This is a genomic window from Photorhabdus aballayi (assembly GCF_026153155.1).
GTDB lineage: Bacteria > Pseudomonadota > Gammaproteobacteria > Enterobacterales > Enterobacteriaceae > Photorhabdus > Photorhabdus luminescens.
On sequence record NZ_JAPFCD010000006.1, the window covers coordinates 1 to 18,342 of the forward strand.

At 45.6% G+C, this 18,342-nt stretch carries 16 protein-coding genes and 2 pseudogenes; 6 read left to right on the forward strand and 12 right to left on the reverse strand.

What is annotated here, in order from left to right:
* The 9 genes from OO184_RS04955 to flhB form a co-directional block, all read right to left on the reverse strand.
* On the reverse strand, window positions 1-870 hold an 870-nt coding region (locus OO184_RS04955), incomplete at its 3' end, for a KPHS_23130 family T6SS system protein (RefSeq protein ID WP_265378229.1).
* Window positions 867-1,124: a PAAR domain-containing protein gene (locus tag OO184_RS04960; protein ID WP_265378230.1), complete on the reverse strand. Its 258-nt coding sequence runs from the start codon at window positions 1,122-1,124 to the stop codon at window positions 867-869. The genes OO184_RS04955 and OO184_RS04960, both read right to left, overlap by 4 nt.
* Window positions 1,121-3,613, reverse strand: a complete 2,493-nt coding sequence (locus OO184_RS04965) for a Tle1 family T6SS lipase effector (RefSeq protein ID WP_265378231.1) — start codon at window positions 3,611-3,613, stop codon at window positions 1,121-1,123. The genes OO184_RS04960 and OO184_RS04965 overlap by 4 nt, the downstream gene beginning before the upstream one ends.
* On the reverse strand, window positions 3,601-4,113 hold the full coding sequence (gene tli1a / locus OO184_RS04970; RefSeq protein WP_265378232.1) for a Tli1a family immunity protein: 513 nt from the start codon (window positions 4,111-4,113) through the stop codon (window positions 3,601-3,603). The genes OO184_RS04965 and tli1a (OO184_RS04970) overlap by 13 nt, the downstream gene beginning before the upstream one ends.
* 51 nt (window positions 4,114-4,164) lie before the next feature.
* Window positions 4,165-4,680, reverse strand: a complete 516-nt coding sequence (tli1a, locus tag OO184_RS04975; RefSeq protein ID WP_265378233.1) for a Tli1a family immunity protein — start codon at window positions 4,678-4,680, stop codon at window positions 4,165-4,167.
* Window positions 4,681-4,691: 11 nt separating this feature from the next.
* On the reverse strand, window positions 4,692-5,477 hold the full coding sequence (gene tla1, locus OO184_RS04980; RefSeq protein WP_265378234.1) for a toxin Tle1 chaperone Tla1: 786 nt from the start codon (window positions 5,475-5,477) through the stop codon (window positions 4,692-4,694).
* Between the two features lie 3 nt (window positions 5,478-5,480).
* On the reverse strand, window positions 5,481-7,880 hold the full coding sequence (locus tag OO184_RS04985) for a type VI secretion system Vgr family protein (protein ID WP_265378235.1): 2,400 nt from the start codon (window positions 7,878-7,880) through the stop codon (window positions 5,481-5,483).
* A 1,837-nt stretch (window positions 7,881-9,717) separates the two neighbouring features.
* Window positions 9,718-11,799 (reverse strand): flagellar biosynthesis protein FlhA, encoded by a 2,082-nt coding sequence (flhA, locus tag OO184_RS04990; RefSeq protein WP_265378236.1) that lies wholly within the window; start codon window positions 11,797-11,799, stop codon window positions 9,718-9,720.
* Complete coding sequence (gene flhB / locus OO184_RS04995) at window positions 11,792-12,943, reverse strand: flagellar biosynthesis protein FlhB (RefSeq protein ID WP_265378237.1); 1,152 nt, start codon at window positions 12,941-12,943, stop codon at window positions 11,792-11,794. The genes flhA and flhB overlap by 8 nt, the downstream gene beginning before the upstream one ends.
* A 64-nt stretch (window positions 12,944-13,007) precedes the next feature.
* Between flhB and OO184_RS05000 the strand changes: the two genes are divergently transcribed.
* The 6 genes and pseudogenes from OO184_RS05000 to OO184_RS05025 all read left to right on the forward strand — a co-directional run.
* Window positions 13,008-13,151 carry a hypothetical protein gene (locus OO184_RS05000; protein ID WP_265378238.1) on the forward strand — a complete coding sequence of 48 codons (144 nt, stop codon included), beginning with the start codon at window positions 13,008-13,010 and terminating at the stop codon, window positions 13,149-13,151.
* Between the two features lie 201 nt (window positions 13,152-13,352).
* Window positions 13,353-15,029, forward strand: coding sequence for an S-type pyocin domain-containing protein (locus OO184_RS05005; RefSeq protein ID WP_265378239.1), 1,677 nt, complete (start codon window positions 13,353-13,355; stop codon window positions 15,027-15,029).
* Window positions 15,029-15,487 carry a DUF6392 family protein gene (locus tag OO184_RS05010; protein ID WP_265378240.1) on the forward strand — a complete coding sequence of 153 codons (459 nt, stop codon included), beginning with the start codon at window positions 15,029-15,031 and terminating at the stop codon, window positions 15,485-15,487. The genes OO184_RS05005 and OO184_RS05010 overlap by 1 nt, the downstream gene beginning before the upstream one ends.
* A 26-nt stretch (window positions 15,488-15,513) precedes the next feature.
* Window positions 15,514-15,924 (forward strand): annotated as a pseudogene (locus tag OO184_RS05015) (colicin E3/pyocin S6 family cytotoxin); the annotation flags it as partial.
* Between the two features lie 8 nt (window positions 15,925-15,932).
* A complete protein-coding gene (locus tag OO184_RS05020; RefSeq protein WP_265378242.1) occupies window positions 15,933-16,190 on the forward strand; it encodes a colicin E3-like toxin immunity protein in 258 nt (85 codons plus the stop codon).
* Between the two features lie 99 nt (window positions 16,191-16,289).
* Window positions 16,290-16,598 (forward strand): annotated as a pseudogene (locus OO184_RS05025) (DUF6392 family protein); the annotation flags it as partial.
* Between the two features lie 17 nt (window positions 16,599-16,615).
* On the opposite strand, the gene OO184_RS05030 reads toward OO184_RS05025, so the two are convergent.
* The 3 genes from OO184_RS05030 to OO184_RS05040 form a co-directional block, all read right to left on the reverse strand.
* Entirely contained in the window at window positions 16,616-16,867 is a 252-nt protein-coding gene (locus tag OO184_RS05030) for a DUF2442 domain-containing protein (RefSeq protein WP_049582047.1), read from the reverse strand.
* Complete coding sequence (locus OO184_RS25170; RefSeq protein WP_376712540.1) at window positions 16,806-16,970, reverse strand: DUF4160 domain-containing protein; 165 nt, start codon at window positions 16,968-16,970, stop codon at window positions 16,806-16,808. Before OO184_RS25170 ends, OO184_RS05030 begins: the two co-directional genes overlap by 62 nt.
* 755 nt (window positions 16,971-17,725) lie before the next feature.
* Window positions 17,726-18,148 (reverse strand): cupin domain-containing protein, encoded by a 423-nt coding sequence (locus OO184_RS05040; protein WP_265378243.1) that lies wholly within the window; start codon window positions 18,146-18,148, stop codon window positions 17,726-17,728.
* Window positions 18,149-18,342 lie beyond the last annotated feature (194 nt).

Sequence of the window (18,342 nt, forward strand, 5' to 3'; positions counted from 1 at the left end):
TCTGGCAGCGACGTCAACAACCTCTTCATCACTTTGAGAACAAAAAAATTCACCACGGGTAAAACAGACATTGCCCTGTTTTTTCAGTAGCCAGATAAATGCCGCTTCACCGGCGGGTAAGGCTGATTCAGCCTCGCTGTCTACGCACTGACAACCTGCGCACAAAATAGTCGCCTGTTTGTCCTTTGTCGTGTTGAGCAGATCAATCATCTCATCCAACGTATCAAGACCGAGCCAGGGTTGCGGCTGTTCAGGCAACTCCACATCAGGAAATCGCTCCGCCATCTGGGTAGCAAACCCTTGCCAGGCAGCGGCAGAGCCTAGCCAGTAACAACGCAGAGGTGTGCATTTCAAGGGTTCCTGACGCTGACCTTGCCATTTATTCACCACCATTTTTGCCAGTTGGATTTCCCGCTGTTCAATATCCGAGACAAAAGAGCATGACAGGCGAACTGCCAGACCGCTCTTTTCCCTGATGGGTTTCGGGCGACAATGGAGCTGATTAATCACTTTCAGCCACACATCGGGCGTGCTCCCTAGCGGCCCAACTAACACATAGTCCACCAACGCAATCTGCTGACAATGTTTGCGCCACCATTGTTGCTGAACCCGCTCAACCTGTTGCTCATAAGTCCAGGCGTTATGCCGGGCAAACCGGTAAAACAGCACGCGGAATAACAGACATAACAACCATAACGCCGCCAGTCCGGGGATCAGGGCGTACAAAGCTGATATGTCGCCGACTTCTGGTCTGATCAGCGCGACAATGTTACTGGTCAACAAGACCAATCCGGCGCCAACGCCCAACCAACGTTTAAAGCAGGGAGGCGAAGCCTGACAATAAGGCGGAAAAAGGGGATAGTCTTTCATGGCGCCACCTGATAATCGGGAAAAGAGCTGACTAACGTACAACCACATTCACAACGATGACCGTGCAACGCCACCGGCTGGCCGTCTATCAGGCAGGCCGAGCTCCCTTGAGCAATGGCAGTCATGCCATGACGGTTACACTGGACAGGATCGCCCTTGCAAGCGATAGGTTGTCCGAAACAAAGATAGCGGCCCGACAATACCGTGCCGCCATATTCGCACAGGCTGTCGCCCTGACGGATTACGTTTCTCATTTCTCAGGCTCCTTGAACGGGGTCGGTTCCAACGTTTTTCCCGCCCAACGCGCTTTGAGATCATCCTTGGTCATTTGCAACCGCCGCTGTTTGAGAAATTCCCTCTGCTGATGAGCCGCTTCGCCCACATCATGGGTGAACGCTTTTATCTTATCCGCGTCTTCCAACATGGCCATTAGCTCGCCGGAGACTAAATACCGCGCCGTCACTTCCCACGTTGGGACGGATACCTTGTCGGCAGCATCCGACAACATGTTGCCGACTTTTTTTCCTTTAAAGAAAAACAGCGCAGCACCAGCCGGGTTCGCCGCTCCGACGACATTGCCAGCTATCGTCAGTAGTGATAAAGGTTTGTTACATTTCGTACCGAAATAAATTATTCGGTAACGGAAGTAACCGCCTGTCGGCTCGCGGGTATTCAGAAGAGAGTACATAAACCAGGCGCGGGAATCATGAACCTGATTGTCATACAAGGCGACCAACAATGACTCCGGTGATCCCTGCTGACCGGGTTTTCCCGCCGGAGCAGGCCGGAAAAGCTGTTTGACCAACGCGTCTCCCGCCGTTTTCATTTGCTGATATTCCTTAACTTCATCATTACTGTCCCAGATATAGAGCACGTGGTATGCGATAGTTTCAACCGCAAATTGTTTTAAACTGCTTTGTTCACGCCATTCTCCCCGGTAGTCACTATTAAATTCGGCTGCCGCTTCCCGCAACTGATTCTGAGCGGTTTCCGGGTCAAAATCCGGCACTCCCGGCACTAACACCGGCGGCGTTTTCTCCCCCTTGATAATGTATTCACGCCATTGGGCTTTGCGTTTCTTTAACACCGCCTGCTGCTTTTCTTCCCGCGCCTGCTTGCTTTGCTCACAGTGGGCTTTTTTCGCATCACGGTTGGGCGCTTCATGAAAAAATGGCATACCGAGCAGCATGCCGTTGGCGTAACGATTGATGCGCCAGGCTGTCAGCCAGTTCATCTGGTTTTCCATCGCCTGTTCCAATGCCACAGAGGCCCGCACCGGTTCAAAGCAAGCGGCCTCTTCTTCGTCCGACAGGGGTTGTTGGGGCATCGCCAAACCCAGAGTGACCTGGCGCCAAGCGTTGAAGCGGTTGACTAAATCTGGAGAAATTACAAATTCCTTTTTCAATTCCAAAGACATCGTTCGCCAAATATCTTTTCTTAAATCTTGTGGAAGAGATGCAGCATCAACCTTAAACGGCGCTCCAGCCTCAAACGCTGCTGCATACATTTCGTGCAAGGCGATCTGTGATAACAACAAACCATCTGTTTCACCTATCGCCTTACCCTGCTCTCCCGGTGGATAACCGCCCCCCAAATCAGAATGCACGCCGGGATAAATCACCTCAGTACTGCCTGTCGGGTAGGTTCCATCCGAACGGCGAATGGAATCCATCGGGAAACTTAGCCGCTGTTCATGGGTCGAGACCAGATGCACACAGCGTTTCACCAGACCGCCATAAGTCGCCTCTGACGGCAGCTCCTGCGTGCCGTCTGCCCAGCCCATATGACCTTCAACGACGGGAACCACATGGCTTATCCCGACCGACGCCACCGTGTCAAACAACCCAAGAAACTCCACACTGATGGGCAGGTTACAATCCGGGTCGGTTTCGTTTTTCGCTTGCAGACACTGCGACGGTTTCTGGTTATCCCCTGTAGGCGGTGGCAACAGTTCAGTCAGCCAGTTGACAAAGGTTCGCGCCTCTGCTGCCCCACGGGAGAAGCCATAGACATATAACTTCATCCCCAACAGCTTGGATTTGCTCCGCCCCGGCTGGCTGCGGGCTATTTTTAATTCACGTTTCAAGCGGGCAAACTGCTGATAAAACTCACCATAACGGTTATGCATGCCCCCCAAGTCCAACGTGTGCCATGTGGTGGACATCGCCTCAAGTGACTTTCGGCAAGCCTCATCATCGATTTTATCGTTTACTAACACCCGTTTTAACACATCAATCAGCCGCAGCAACGCCCAGTTGATCCGATCTTCACCCCGGTTAGCAAAAGCCAGCCCCGATGTGCTGTAATCCAGGTCGTTAATCTCCGGGAAGGGGGTACCCACGCCGGGAATATAATATTTAAAGTACTTGCCACCGGTGCTTTCGACATCGTCTAGCAAGGGCTTACCCGACGCGCCACCGGCATAACCTGCCCCAATGGTCGCCTGAAAAAGACGGACAATATTGGTCGGATGGTTAGGAACAGCCTGATAAAGGTCGTTATATAAATTATTGCCGGTTCCATCAAAAAACAGGCTGACATGCAAAGTCTTACAGCAAGGCAATTCCACCCGGCGATTCGCAGCCAGACAGAGTTCCTGATGATAAGCCTTTTCATCGCTGACCTGACGGAGACAATTTTGCCTCACCAGATAACGCAGAGTAGGCAGCCGCCCCTGAGCAGGAAAGGCAGCAGGCAACCAGACGTTATCTTTCTGTGTCATTTCATATGTTATTTCGGACATGCTTTTGGCTCCATCATTTTCAACGGTTCTTTAATCGGGTAGTTAGGACTACCATAGGTGTTACACGAGGTGGTGACTTTCACTTGATCGCAGGGTAAGAAGTGCACCGTAATGCCACAGGTGCGCTGCCCGGTATAATCGGGTACTGGCACTACCTTGCTATGCTGACGCGTATAAGCATCCATCTTTTTCACCCATGCCAAATATTCATCCCATTTGTCATAACCCGGAAATCCGTCCGTAGTCCCTATTCCTGTCTCCCAATCCACCTTAACCGTCATCCCGGGTTCCCATTTCTCCGGTGCCCGATAGCAGCAACCGCCACCACCACCCTGATACGGACCGATAATATCGATACCCGGTTCACCATCCACACTGAACCGGTTTATCGCCCATTTGGTATGATTAATCGCTTCAATAATTCCCGCCTGTACCGGAAACTGGCTACAGGAAATCACTAGCAGGCATAAAACCGCCAGCCTCAATTGTTGTTTTTTCATCTTCTACTCCTTCACATTAGTGACAATCTGGACTTGAGGTGCCGGTATGCATTACTTCGGACATACTTTTGGCTCCTTCATTTGCAAAGGTTCTTTAATCGGGTAGTTCGGGCTACCATAGGCGTAACACGAGGTCGTAACTTTTATCTGATCACAAGGCAGGAAGTGCACCGTAATACCGCAGGTATCACCGCCATTCTGATAATAAGGAACCGGGACTACCTTGCTATGCTGACGTGTATAAGCATCCATCTTTTTTACCCATGCCAAATATTTTTCGTAATCTGCATATCCAGGAAAACCTTTCATACTCGCCTCTCCCGTCTCCCAATCCACCTTAACCGTCATCCCAGGTTCCCACTTCTCCGGCACGCTATAGCAGCAACCTCCACCACCGCCCTGATACGGGCCGATAATATCGATACCCGGTGTATCATCCACACTGAACCGATTTATCGCCCATTTGGTATGGTTAATCGCTTCAATGGTTCCCGCCTGTACCGGAAACTGGCTACAGGCAACCAGTAGCAGGCATAAAACCGCCAGCCTCAATGGTTGTTTTTTCATCTTCTATTCCTTCACATTAGTGATAATCTGGATTTAAGGTGTTTGAGCACGAATGACTCTCTGTCGTCATCCAGTAAAATGGACTTATCAGACGCCTCAATCATCAATGCATAACAGTGGTTAAACAGTTGTTCATTCGAGGCTTCCAGATATGCGTCCTTATCATCCAGTTGCGACATCAGCCGATGTGCATCAGAAACACACAGGAGGCTCTCTAGTTGCTTATCAGTGAGATCAATTTTCTCAACGGCGTCATTAACCGGTTCTTCATTCCCTTCACCCAAAAGAAAATTTGAAACGCCGTCACGATTAAGCCAGCTCCAGAACAGCGCCGGCCGAAGTAATTGTTGCTGTTGTTCCGTATCCAATACATGGGAAAACAGCACAGGAAATATAGACGGGTCAAAAAAGCGTAAAATTCCCGCCTGTCCCTCCCATGCGGCATCCACACATTGAATTAAATGCTGAGACAACAAGTCAAATGACCATGACGAGCATAAAATCAGCAGCAACCGTTCTTCCCTTAAGCGCAGGATAACTTCCTGCATCCATTGCCACTGGTCAGGGTGTGTCAAATCAATCCGCATCAATATCGGCGCATCATCCGCCATAATTTCTTCAGGCAATCCCTGAAACAACGGACACCATTTGATTGCAGGCGAAAAGCTTTGCAGCTCTGGGATCAAGGAGAATTTTCCCCCTGACTGATCCACAATCATATTGAGATAACGCATGTCGTTATCTGTCGCCGCCGCCTTAAGTGCGGCAATCCAGTCAGTGATCAAATCGTGATTCATTAGCTATTTCCTCAAAACAAACCCTTTCGCACTCTCTTTCGCTGCCTTAACGCACTCTATACACACAGATTCAGGCAAATCAGGCAGGGGAAAGTCCTGTTTCGCCGGTGACGCCATTTTGTGCTGCCCTTTCAGGCTTAACAGGCCCGGCCCGTGAATTTCAATTTCTCCTGCCGGAGAAAGACGGATGTACGCGCCGCCGCACGCCAGTGTCAGGCCATTTTTCGCCGTAATCTGGACATGACCCTGCGTTGAATTGACGGTGACATCATTCAATGAAGTGATACCTAAACTATCGCCATGCGATTCAATGGTGAGCGGCCCTTTTCCTGACACCAGACGCATCCCTTCGTTTTGAGCTAACAGGGAGATAGCTTGTGTCGAATTCATCCCAATCCGGTTTGCACTGGCGATATGCACGTCACCCGCACTTTGGGCATAGAGCGCCTGGCCACTTTGCACCATCACGGTCTGCGGGCTGACAATTCCTACCCCTTCCGGCGCACTGAGCAGCATGGCCGCCATTTTCAGTTGATCCACACCCTGCAAATAGGTTTTCAGGCTTTCAGTATCCGGCTGATGATTCACGTGAGTTTTGGTTATCGTTCCCCACTCCATCACCTGATTCACCGCGCCTTTGACCAGACTGATTGCCGGCGCCATCTCTAACACCTCGCCGCCCGCACGGGCCTGTTTATCCGCGCTGATAAACAACCCTTTACCGGCCCGAATCGCGCCCCAATCATCGGTTCGCAATTCAAAGCCTTCTCCCCGTTTATCCGGGTGTGGGCGCTGGCTATCAACCAGATGACCGAGATTCAACTGGCTTTTACCGCCGTATTCGGTACTCAGTTTGATATGTTCCCGGCCACGCTCGTCATCCATCCGCAGTTTGTTATTCGCCGGGGTGCGCAGGACGTTGCGTTTGTAGTTGTAGAGATTGACGTGATCCGGGTGCATTGAATCGTGCAAGGCATGGGCGATATAAGGCCGGTCCGGGTCGCCCCCTTCAAAAGCGATCGCCACTTCGGTGCCTTCCAGCAACGGCCAGTGAAAGCCATATTTCTCCCCCGCATACGGGCGTGCCAGACGCACCCACAGGCTTTCGCCCCCTTGCGGCCATTTCTCCCGGTCAAAGTCAAATGACACCCGATACAAGCCGTTTTCGTCGATATCGCCATAGGTATCATTCACTTTCGTGCTGCTCACGCGCGCGGGTATCGTGCCGGCCATCACCGGTTTCGGCACCCGTTCCGGGCGAAAGCACACGGTTTCGGAATAGGGAATGGCGGTGAACGCCATCTCAAAACTGCTGTCCCGGCGGGCGCTGTTGATAATTTGGGTAATTATCGCCCCTTTGCGAAACGCCTCCGGGGCGTCCCCCTTCACTTTCAATTCCTGCCCCGGCACCAGCGTGGCAGAGGTGGTCAGCCCCCGCAGGCGGATGCGTTGATTCAAGTAACGCTCGTGATGCAGACGGGCATAAAACACCCCACTTTCCGTCTCCGGTTGATAGGCGTAACGGTCGCCGGGTATCCGGTAGTCATCGCGGTAATGGTACGCTTCGCCATAAGTCGTTCGGTCGTCCCGCGCCACATCCGCCCCGGTGTTCAGGCCGGGATACGGCCGGGCATCGTGGTAGTCATAATTCCGGGTGGTAATTTTTCCTTCCACCACCTGATACGCGGTCTCCATTCCCCAAACTACGGCGTCCTCTTCGCCGTGCATACCTGACGGATTGCGGGCTGGCAGGTAGACGTTGAACTGGTAGTCACGCTGGTCGTCGTAAAACTCCACCACATCGATCTTTAACCGGTCATCCGCGGTCACTTTGTACCAGATGCCTACTTCCGCCAGCAGGCGTTGTATAAAACGCAGGTCATCTTCGCCATACTGCATCACCTGTTCCCGCCTCGGGTAGTTGTAGGCCAGACTGAACAGGAAGTCCTGCCCGCGAAAACCATGCCGCTCCCGCAGGATTTTCTCCACAATCTCCGGCACCGACAGTTTTTGATAAATCGCGTATTGATGGCTTCTCGCCAGCAGCGCCAGCCGGGGCTCCAGCGTCACTTCATAACGGCTTTCGTCCCGCGAAGTAGAGAGCAGCTTAAAGCCGCTGATCACCCCGTAAACTGAGCGCAGCGGTGCCGAAGGTACAATCGGCATCCACCGTATTCCCGGATTGATTTCAGGCGACGTCAGGGTAAATGAAGCGTTCTGCATCAGCATCTGGGCCGGTTCAATCCCTTTCTCCGCACTGGTGAATTCAATGGCATAGCGAAACGGCTGGCTTAAGGCTTCCTGCCCGGTAAAGGTCAGCACATCCAGCGGCGCTTTATTGCCCCACACTTTTAGTCTGTAGCGGCTGTGATCAAAGATGATCATCGGTGTTGGATTCGTCATATTTTCTCCTAAATTTTCTGCGGCCATGAGTAAACAATAAGAACTCAATGTAAAGCCGTGTCATTATTGTCATATCGGGAAGTAACCCACGCCGGTATTTCCCGATCGGCAGTGAACTGAGACGTTAATATTTACACGGGTCATTCATATTTTCTCAATACATCAATGCATGAACAGGATGAGCGATTTACAAATTTTCCCATCCTCTTAATGGGTGCCTATAAAGATCAACTCTTTTTTTCAAAAAAATACGATTTTTAATGTCCAGACTCTATCACCATAGATATAACAACATGCCGGACAGAATATTTAATCCTTATAACAACAACATGACATTTATTGACAAAAATAAGCTTGCATTGGTTGAAATAAAATGACAAGGAGTTGAACATTCGATTATAACCAGATAGTTACCCCGTGAGGTAAATATATCATTTTCATTTTTATTCAATATGTTACATAAATTTCAATCTCATTATTCCTTTTTAAACATCATGCCTCAATTCAATGTAAAAAAGAATAATTCTCATTCATGCTATACGAATAACAAGATATCCAGTGATACAAGATGAGAGAAACAGATCAACCTTTATCACTATCAAGTAATCATAAAGCCTCTGACATGAATACAATCCACCAGATTAGTCAGAATATTGTTAATGATATTATCTCAAGATATCTATTCTTTCACTGTCCTTAGCGTTAGTCATTCGATTAATCTATTTAGACAACATATTTATCAAAATGAGTGTAAATTATATTTTACGCTGACATGCCCACCCTTTATTCCTTACCTTCTACAGAAAAATAAATCATTTATAAATGAGATGATTCTCTTAATTATCCGATAACAAAGTCAAGACTTTTTTATCGAAAAATGGCGTTCGTTTAATTTTGATTAAGTTTTAATGCAAGAATATGGAAGGCATAATATGCCAAAAAATAATAATTTTTCCCGAAATAATCTCATTTACTTTCACAATTTAGATTATAAAAAATCCCCCTAATATATTTATCTATTCCACACTTTAATAATTAACAGATATACCCGTCATCTTTCAAGTTGCCTCTTTTTTGGCTGCACTCGCTCACCCCGGTCACATAGTTATCTATGCTCCCGGGGATTCGCTCCCTTGCCGTCGCGATTCATCTTGAAATCCATTGGGTATATATCAATTCATACTTAATATTTATACAAGCCAAATTAAATAATTTTATATTAAGATTGAAAAATCAAAATAAACATATTTAAAAAACATTCTTATATAAAAGTATTAATTAATGGAGATATAGTTATTTTTACTATTCAACATTTTAATATAAATATATAATTAGATAAGCTCTTAAATAATACCCATGCCATTTATTTTAATAATTATTTACGTAAGACATTGTAGTAAATAGCTTTTCATAATACCGATACCGTTGGTCTATTTGATTAATATCCGAGTAGTGCAAGTCTAATGCCTGATAGGCCGCACTAACTCATCGCTCTGTATACATAGCACACAACCCTTGCTACACAAGGCGTTGTACGAAGGAAGCACTATTTTGGAAAGTTATTTACAAAACACCCAATGAATTATTTTCAAACAAAGACAGCCCACTTACCATATAGGAAAAATAATTTTCATTTATTATGTAAACTCTCAAATATTAAATATAAAAATTATTTTTTAGGAATCTAAATTAACTTAAAAATAATTTATTCATCTTTTTATATCAGATTACCATTGCCAACCTCTGAATCCATTGATGATGATTATTTAATAATGAAAAAACCGAAGTGAATAAAAATCACTTCGGTGATACTTGTAAAAATATGCTATTGATACCGCTACCCGTTACCACCAATGGTCGCAGTCATACGAATCTGGCGGTTATCGCTGATTTCAAGATTAGATAAAACCACTAATTGAGGCAAAGCTCTACGCAAGAAACGCGATAACAACGGGCGTAATGCATGATTAACCAGCAATACTGGAGGTGAGCCCAACATTTCCTGACGTTGTAGCGCTTCCGTCGCCTGCCGTTGCAAATTATCCGCCAATCCGGGCTCCAGACCACCGCCATTTTGTAACGCCTGAATTAACAAACGTTCAAGGCCTGCATCCAATCCGATGACCTGAATTTCCTGCGCTCCAGGGAACCACTGTTGAGCAATTGCCCTTCCAAGCGCGATTCTGACCAAAGAGGTCAACTCATAGGGATCAGTTTGTCCAGGCGCATGTTCAGCCAAGGTTTCAATAATTGTCCGCATGTCTCGGATAGGAACTTGTTCAGATAACAGATTTTGTAGCACTTTATGCAAGGTTGTCAGGTTAACAACATCAGGAATAAAGTCTTCCGTCAGTTTAGGCATCTCCTGACTGACCCGCTCAAATAGTTGCTGAGCTTCCTGACGGCCAAACAGTTCATTGGCATATTGCGTCAACAGATGATTCATATGGGTCGCAACAACCGTACTGGCGGCAACCACCGTGTAGCCCTGAACCTGAGCCTGTTCTCTGAGGCTATCATCAATCCAAACCGCAGACAGGCCAAAAGCGGGATCTTTCGTGACATCACCGGACAATTCCCCCACGGCGCCACCGGGATTAATCGCCAGCCAGCGACCCGGATGCGCTTCACCGCGACCAATTTCTACCCCTTTCATCAAAATACGGTAGCCCGCCGGGGCCAGTTCAAGGTTGTCCCGGATATGAACAACCGGCGGTAAGTATCCCATCTCTTGGGCAAATTTCTTCCGAATGCCGCTGATTCGCCCCAATAATTCACCATTTTGCCGAAAATCAACCATCGGAATCAGGCGATATCCCACTTCCATACCCAAAGGATCTTCAAGCTGAACGTCAGACCATGAAGCCTCCGATGCCTGCTGTTGCTCTTCTATTTTTGGTTTTTCTGTATTTATCGCCGGAGCATCAGTACGACGATAGAGATACCAACCTAGACCAGCTAATGCCGCAGTAAATAGCAGGAAAACAAAATTGGGCATGCCCGGTACCATACCCAACAATCCGAGAACCCCCGCACTCAACATCATCACTCTGGGGTTATTGAACAGTTGAGTCACCATCTGCTGACCCACATCCTGATCCGTTGCTACACGGGTAACAATCACACCGGCCGCAGTGGAAATAATGAGAGCAGGTAACTGTGCAACCAGACCATCACCAATGGTTAACAGGGTATACGCTTCTCCCGCATCTCCCAGACTCATACCGTGTTGAGCCACACCAACAATTAAGCCGCCAACGACGTTGATAACCAAGATCATCAACCCCGCAATCGCGTCGCCGCGCACAAATTTACTGGCGCCATCCATCGAACCATAAAAATCCGATTCCTGTGTCACTTCAGCACGGCGTTTCTTCGCTTCTTCTTCACCAATTAATCCGGCATTTAAATCGGCATCAATTGCCATCTGTTTACCTGGCATGCCGTCCAGCACAAAACGGGCGCCCACTTCGGCAATCCGCCCTGCGCCTTTAGTAATTACCATAAAGTTAATCAATACCAAGATGATAAATACCACAATACCGATAGCAAAATTACCACCCACCAGAAAATGACCAAACGCCTCCACAACGTGCCCCGCCGCCGCAGAACCAGTATGCCCTTCTAATAAAATGATACGGGTTGAAGCTACGTTAAGAGATAAACGTAATAACGTGGAGAACAATAAAATGGTCGGAAATGCGGCAAAATCCAGCGTCCGTCGGGTAAACATCGCCACCAGCAATACCATGATTGATAGTGCTATGTTAAATGTAAACAGCAAATCAAGCATGAATGGCGGCAATGGCAATACCATCATCGACAAAATCAAGAGGATCAATACCGGCCCGGCCAGCATTTGCCATTGCGAGCCTTTCATATTGCCCGGTAAACGAAGTATAGAGGCCAGATTAGCCATGACGATTATTTTCTCCAGCAAAATCCAGTGCTGGCGGCACTGGCAGATTTTCAGGTTTCTTCGGCTTCAAGCCGCCTTCCCGTTTCCAACGTTTCAATTGGTAGACCCAAGCCAGAACTTCCGCGACGGCGGCATAAAGTGTCGCGGGGATTTGCCCGCCAACTTCACTATGGCGATAAAGCGCCCTGGCAAGCGGCGGCGCCTCAAGTAATGGAATGCGATTTTCTGTACCTATTTCTTTAATCCGTAATGCAATAATCCCCGCGCCTTTCGCCAATACTTTCGGCGCACCCATCGCTTTTTCATCATATTTCAGAGCAACAGCATAGTGAGTCGGGTTGGTGACAATTACATCCGCTTTCGGTACATCCGCCATCATGCGCTGACGGGCAGCCGCCCGTTGTTGCTGACGGATACGCGCTTTAACATGTGGGTCCCCCTCTTGTTCTTTAAATTCATCCTTTATTTCCTGCCGGGTCATCCTCAGTTTTTTCAAATGGCTGTATATCTGATAAACAACATCGAAAGCCACCATCGGTATCAACATGAAAACCACCACATAACCGGCGAATATCAGCATTTGCATAGCATCATCCAGCGCCAACAGCGGCGGTTGAGCTATGAGCCGTAACATGGCAGGCCAGTTCATCCAAAGGAACAAAGCAGCGCCAATACCGACAAATCCCGCTTTAAGTAGTGCTTTGAATAATTCCGCCAACGCATTCATTGAGAAAATACGTTTCAGGCCAGAAATGGGATTCAATTTTTTCGGATCAAATTTGATGGATTTGGTACTGAACACTAATCCACCCAACAGCGCCGGAGCACTTAATGCTACTAACACTAATCCGGCAAAAACCGGCAACAAAGCCAAAACAGCTTGCTGGAGCAATCTGCCAATCTGTTGAACCATCTGTTTATCATTGCTGACTACATTGTGATCAAAGCTAAACCCTTCAAACACCATCAACGACAATTCATGCGTCATTGACTGACCACTCATCCAGAGCAAACTTAAACCACTGGTCAACATCAATATAGAACTCAGCTCTCTGGAGCGGGCTATCTGCCCCTCTTTGCGGGCTTTTTCCCGCTTATGGGGCGTGGGTTCTTCTGTTTTCTCAAGATCGCTATCTTCAGCCACGGCTTTCCTTGTCAGCGTTTAAAACATTGTCGGTCAGAAAATATGGAATCAAATGGCTGTTAGCATGACAAAAGAGAAAAAATCCGATGGCTGGAACAATGAGAAATTTGACCGGGTATTTGCGGGATCAAGTTCAACAACAAACACGATTAACAATGAAAAAATCAGCGAGGTTACATTTTCCAAAATCAATGATAAAGCCAGCTAATCAAACTGTTATCCACTTATCATCAGAGCTAGCAGCAAAAAATTCGATTTTATTTTCATTAATTTCTGAACTTTTATATATCTATTTAACTCAAATAAATTGCATTATCGATCAATTATTACATTTTAAGTGGCAGTGATATGGTAATTATTTTAGTTAAACAAACGATTAATGTGGTTAGTCAAAGGGGAAGTGAAGCGGATGGCAATAGGGTATTACCTGCTCGTTGGTGACAAAACCACCTGTGGCGGACAGATTATTACGGGTGATCACACCATGACGTTTAATGGGCGGGCAACCGCACGTGAAGGGGATAAGGTCACCTGCGGCAAGCATCCCGGTACTTATATGATTGTCGGCGGCATATCAGATATGTTTGATATGGGACAACGATTAGCCGGTACACTGGATAGTGTCAGCACCTGCCCTTGTCGGGCCCGGTTTATCAATTCAGTTATGGACAGCTACGAGAAGCAGGAACAGCCTCGTCAACAAGCGGTAGCGCCTGCTTATATGGCAACGCAAAATTCACCGATAGAGAAAGCAACAACGGTTCAGCCCAACACTCCACCGGTAACACAAGCACCGCCTCCACCGATCCCGGTATTTGCCAAATCCCGCCAGCGGGGCAAAGGCTGTACCGATGCCGGTACAGAAACTGAACCGGCAAGTAATTTCGGCAGGATGGGGATATATCAGGTTCCATCATCACCAGTTCCAGTCACGGAATCAAAGCCTGAACAGCCCCCGCAAGGCAAGAAACATCCGCCAGAACCGGATAAGCCACAGGATAAAAAATTACCGTGGTATAAACGGTGGTTTAGTAGCAGCAAAGATAAGGCCGAAGTCGCTGCGACTGCTGTAACTGCAACGACTCGCAGCGCGGTAGCAGATGGCGAAGCGCTGGTGATGCGTTACATTGGTGGTGGCGTTACCAGTGCCGGACGTTGGCTGGCGGCGCCGAATCCGTTGACAGTCGGATTAATGGGGCTGTTTTATTCATCGGGATTGAATGAGGGCGAAGAGGATTACTTAAACCGATATCATCTTAGTGAAATAGCGGAACGATTCGGTAAAGCGCCGACCCGTGTTCGTTTTCGCTGGATCAGAGATGAAAAAAGCGGCAGGATGACGGTTCAGGGCTATCACGTCAGCCCGGAAAGTGGTCTGGATAAAGTGCCGGTTCATATGATGAGACTGAATCCGGCCACTGGTAATTACGAGTTCTGGGAGTCGGGAGAAAAATACCGGCCGACGATCTTATGGACGCCGAACGAACAGAAATTCAAAGTTCCACCCCATACCGGAAACGAGGAACAGCCGTTTATTCCGTCGCAGATAACCGTATTGCCGATCCCGGATAAAGTGGGCAGCGATATTGAATCGTTGCCGATGCCGGAAGAGAAGGATTTTCGCGATTATATTTTGATCCTCCCCATTCCTAATATGCCGCCGGTGTATGTGTATTTGAGCAAGCCGCCGGTGAAACCGTTGGAAGTGGGAGAATATCATGATCTGGCTGGGCGTAGTCGTAATGATGGGTTGGATATTGATCATATTCCGTCTCAGGCAGCATTGAGAAAATATATTGCTAATAAATATCCAAATATGTCTCCAGCAATGATGAAAGCTATCCTTATAAAAGGAGCCAGCATAGCAATACCTAAACGAGTACATCAGAAATACAGTGAAACCTATGGAGGGAAAAACACGCCAACGAAAAAGACTCAGGATGCGTCTGATCTGAAAGTTGCTGTAGAAAGTAATTTTGATGCTATGGTTGTTGGACTAACAGAAGAGGGTTATACGTCTGAACAATTAAATAAGGCGCGGGAAGATCTACATCAACTCAATAAAAAACAAGGGTGGTACAAATAATGGCTGATGTTGTTGCAATCATAAATAATTTAGGACAAACAGTCGATATATTGGTTGAAAAACAACTTATTTCGGCTGAAAAATTTGAGTACCTTTTTAATAGTGACGAGGAATTCCATTATCAGCCTGAACCTGGACTCATGCTAGTTTTTGATGAACTCACAAAAAAATTAATCTCTGTATGTATTAGTTTGACATCATACCTGCCCGAAATTGAAGTTTATAAAGGCAGTATGCCTCCACCATTTCAGTCTGAAATGGATAAAACTACAGTGAGAGCTATTTTAGGTCAACCTTCTGAGATTAATGAAGCTACAGAAGTACCGATTATTGGTATGGTCGGTGGTTGGGATGTTTATACCAATTGCTTAAAAGACTTATATCCAGCAATCAATATTGTGTTTGGGTACACAGTACGTCAAAGAGTAAGTGATCTAACCTTTAAAAGATCTGAGTAAAGAGTAATATCTCGCTATCTGTTTTGGACAGCATAGGCAGCGATATTGAATCGTTGCCTATGCCGGAAGAGAAGGATTTTCTGGATTATATTTTGATCCTCCCCATCCCGAATATGCCGCCGGTGTATGTGTATTTGAGTAAACCTAGAAATGGATTGCCACAAGATGGACACAATTATTATCCTGCCCCAAAAACAGAGAAAATTACTGGGGTTTCTGGGTTATGGTCAGCTAAGAAAAAAACTCCAAAACAAAATGGGGGTGGTAAACGGGATAGATGGGTAGATAGTAAAGGCCGTAGAATTTATGAATGGAACTCTCAGCATGGTGAATTGGAAGTTTACCGAGTAAGTGAACACCTTTGCTCTATAGATTATAAGACTGGGAAAGAGTTAAAACCTGCTATCAAAGGGCGAAGCATTAAACAATATTTGTGAGGTATATAATGGGATTAAAATTAAGATTAGAGTGGTTTGATAAGAAAACAGAATTGGGGGAAGGATGTGAATATTCCAAAGATTTTGAAGATGATTCTGATGTTATGGTTAGTGGATTAGGAATATCAACAGAAGATAATATAAATAACGGCGGCTTTGATGTGGAATCTAAATGGGTGAGTATTCTACAGATCCATTTCAAGCATCAAATCGATTTATCAGCTTATGATTATCAAATCTCTTTTGATTATCGAGATTTGTGGTAAACAGAGATTCAGCGGATAGTGGGATAGTGATCAATAAACCGCTATCCGTGTTTAACATAAGTTTTCGTTCCATACACGCCAGATCTTGGGTATAAATAAATGTCCGTCAACATTGAAGCATTAATTAATAATTTAGGTAAAACTTATCAGGAAATTCATAGTGAAGGATTAATTCCTTATAAAACCAAGCCAACAGGAAACCTAGGTTGCGATTACATGTCATTAGATATGATTAAAGAAGGTGTATATTTGGCATTTAAAAGAGAGAATAAGGTTTTATTTGTTATGACAATTACCTTAATTGACCGAGATAAACCATCATATCAATTTCCCAATGAGTTACCATCGCCCCTAATTTCGATGATGTCTCGTCAATGGATTCATGAGCAGTTTGTATCCAAACACAAGCAATGCAAACAGTTCAGTCATATATTACCCCTTAAGTGGGATTTTAGCTTTTTGTAGAGTGCGTCGGGCGCCAGATCAGCATCATTCGGCCAGCACACTGCGCCACACTCATCAACACGCGCTTGGGCAAAGAATTTCTGCTCTTTCAGTGGCTCGAACATGGGTCCGAACAACCGATCCGCTATGCACACCTCTCCATAGGCGCCATCATCGAATGTCACCGCCAAGGTATACTCTGGCTTTATTTCCACTTTCGTTACTCTGCGCATGATAATCACTCCAGTGGTTCAAATAAGCATGGAAATGAGGCGGATTATGGTCGTCGTCGTACATCCGAATCAGGATGCCAAAAAACTCACTGATAGTTGGCATTTGTAATAACCTGAGAAACAATGATTCACCAATAATACTATTCACAGTAGCACTGAGATTGACACTACTCAACCATTAAATACGAGATATAAATATCGAGAAAGGGAATCCTTTAGTTGGTTCATCAATCCCCAAATACGAATATCCAATATTTCTCAGATAGAACATTCACGACACGATAGTGTGCATGGATTAATGTTAAATGTGTTAGAGGGACAGATAGCTTATTGTCTCAAAGAGAACAAAGTCACTAAATAATGTACAGACTCTTTCCATTCAGAAACTCATTACCACCATCCATTGAAATTATTTCCCAATTTAAATATTATATTAAAATAATTTCAATAATCTTTTCCGATTTTATCATTACAATAGAATATTATCTCTAATATATTTCTACATTTTATTTCCAGTAAATCTAATGTTTCATAGGCTAGTACCTGATCCCCTTCATGAAATGCCCACATTATATTAATTGAAAAAATATTATATCATCCTTTTATCACTCCAATTACTTTTCCTGATTTATGATTATCTTCATGAATATAATATTAGATATTTTTCTCTGGCAGCATATCATGGCATTCTCACAACCCATCAAGCACTAGCGCATATTTAATTTATACCCGTCATCTTTCAAGTTGCCTCTTTGTTGGCTGCGCTCACTCACCCCGGTCACATAGTTATCTATGCTCTCGGGGATTCGCTCCCTTGCCGTCGCGATGCATCTTGAAATCCATAAGGTATATCCCAAGTTAAACCTTTAATTCCTCTGGAGTTCCCTCTCTATACGGCACCAACGTCGTCCTATCTTGCGAATCAACCGCACAATGATTATTACCAACAACAAGCATGACCAAATCGCTGGTTGCCTTAATCGCGTGATCTATTTCTCCATTCACAAAATAACAAACTCCAGGCTCTATTTCATGCTTTTCACCCGCATAAATAACATAACCCGTTCCTGCGAGTACAAATAAGATATGATGCCCTAAGTGAGTATGATTCTGCATCCCCTCATTTTTGCTGAAACGAATTAGATCGGCACCAAAACCATCAAACGAAACTAATCCCTCGCCCGTTCCCATACTGTTAACCATTTTATGATTTCTAGCCATTGTATCTACAACGAGATGTTCACCATTCCAGTGACAGAATCTATTTTTAATAAGTTCCATATTACCTTCCTTTTATCTCTACAAATAAAATTTTATTTTAAAGTAACTATCATCCATCTTTGTTAATTGAAATAATACTATCCCTCCATTCAATAAAATAATATTTCCCAGTAAAGTTTCAATCATCATAAATTCATATCAGAAAAGAAATTAACTGGTTATTAACAATATATCAAATGGAAATATGTAATTCC

Excerpts from the sequence above, each read along its gene's own strand:
- OO184_RS05010 (WP_265378240.1), top strand. The coding sequence starts at position 15,029 with ATGGCTGATGTTGTTGCAATCATAAATAATTTAGGACAAACAGTCGAT.
- OO184_RS04960 (WP_265378230.1), bottom strand. The coding sequence starts at position 1,124 with ATGAGAAACGTAATCCGTCAGGGCGACAGCCTGTGCGAATATGGCGGC.
- OO184_RS05040 (WP_265378243.1), bottom strand. The coding sequence starts at position 18,148 with ATGGAACTTATTAAAAATAGATTCTGTCACTGGAATGGTGAACATCTC.
- OO184_RS04985 (WP_265378235.1), bottom strand. The coding sequence starts at position 7,880 with ATGACGAATCCAACACCGATGATCATCTTTGATCACAGCCGCTACAGA.
- flhA (WP_265378236.1), bottom strand. The coding sequence starts at position 11,799 with ATGGCTAATCTGGCCTCTATACTTCGTTTACCGGGCAATATGAAAGGC.
- OO184_RS05000 (WP_265378238.1), top strand. The coding sequence starts at position 13,008 with ATGACAAAAGAGAAAAAATCCGATGGCTGGAACAATGAGAAATTTGAC.
- OO184_RS05030 (WP_049582047.1), bottom strand. The coding sequence starts at position 16,867 with ATGCGCAGAGTAACGAAAGTGGAAATAAAGCCAGAGTATACCTTGGCG.
- tla1 (WP_265378234.1), bottom strand. The coding sequence starts at position 5,477 with ATGAATCACGATTTGATCACTGACTGGATTGCCGCACTTAAGGCGGCG.
- tli1a (WP_265378233.1), bottom strand. The coding sequence starts at position 4,680 with ATGAAAAAACAACCATTGAGGCTGGCGGTTTTATGCCTGCTACTGGTT.
- OO184_RS25170 (WP_376712540.1), bottom strand. The coding sequence starts at position 16,970 with ATGCCAACTATCAGTGAGTTTTTTGGCATCCTGATTCGGATGTACGAC.
- OO184_RS04965 (WP_265378231.1), bottom strand. The coding sequence starts at position 3,613 with ATGTCCGAAATAACATATGAAATGACACAGAAAGATAACGTCTGGTTG.
- tli1a (WP_265378232.1), bottom strand. The coding sequence starts at position 4,113 with ATGAAAAAACAACAATTGAGGCTGGCGGTTTTATGCCTGCTAGTGATT.
- OO184_RS05005 (WP_265378239.1), top strand. The coding sequence starts at position 13,353 with ATGGCAATAGGGTATTACCTGCTCGTTGGTGACAAAACCACCTGTGGC.
- OO184_RS05020 (WP_265378242.1), top strand. The coding sequence starts at position 15,933 with ATGGGATTAAAATTAAGATTAGAGTGGTTTGATAAGAAAACAGAATTG.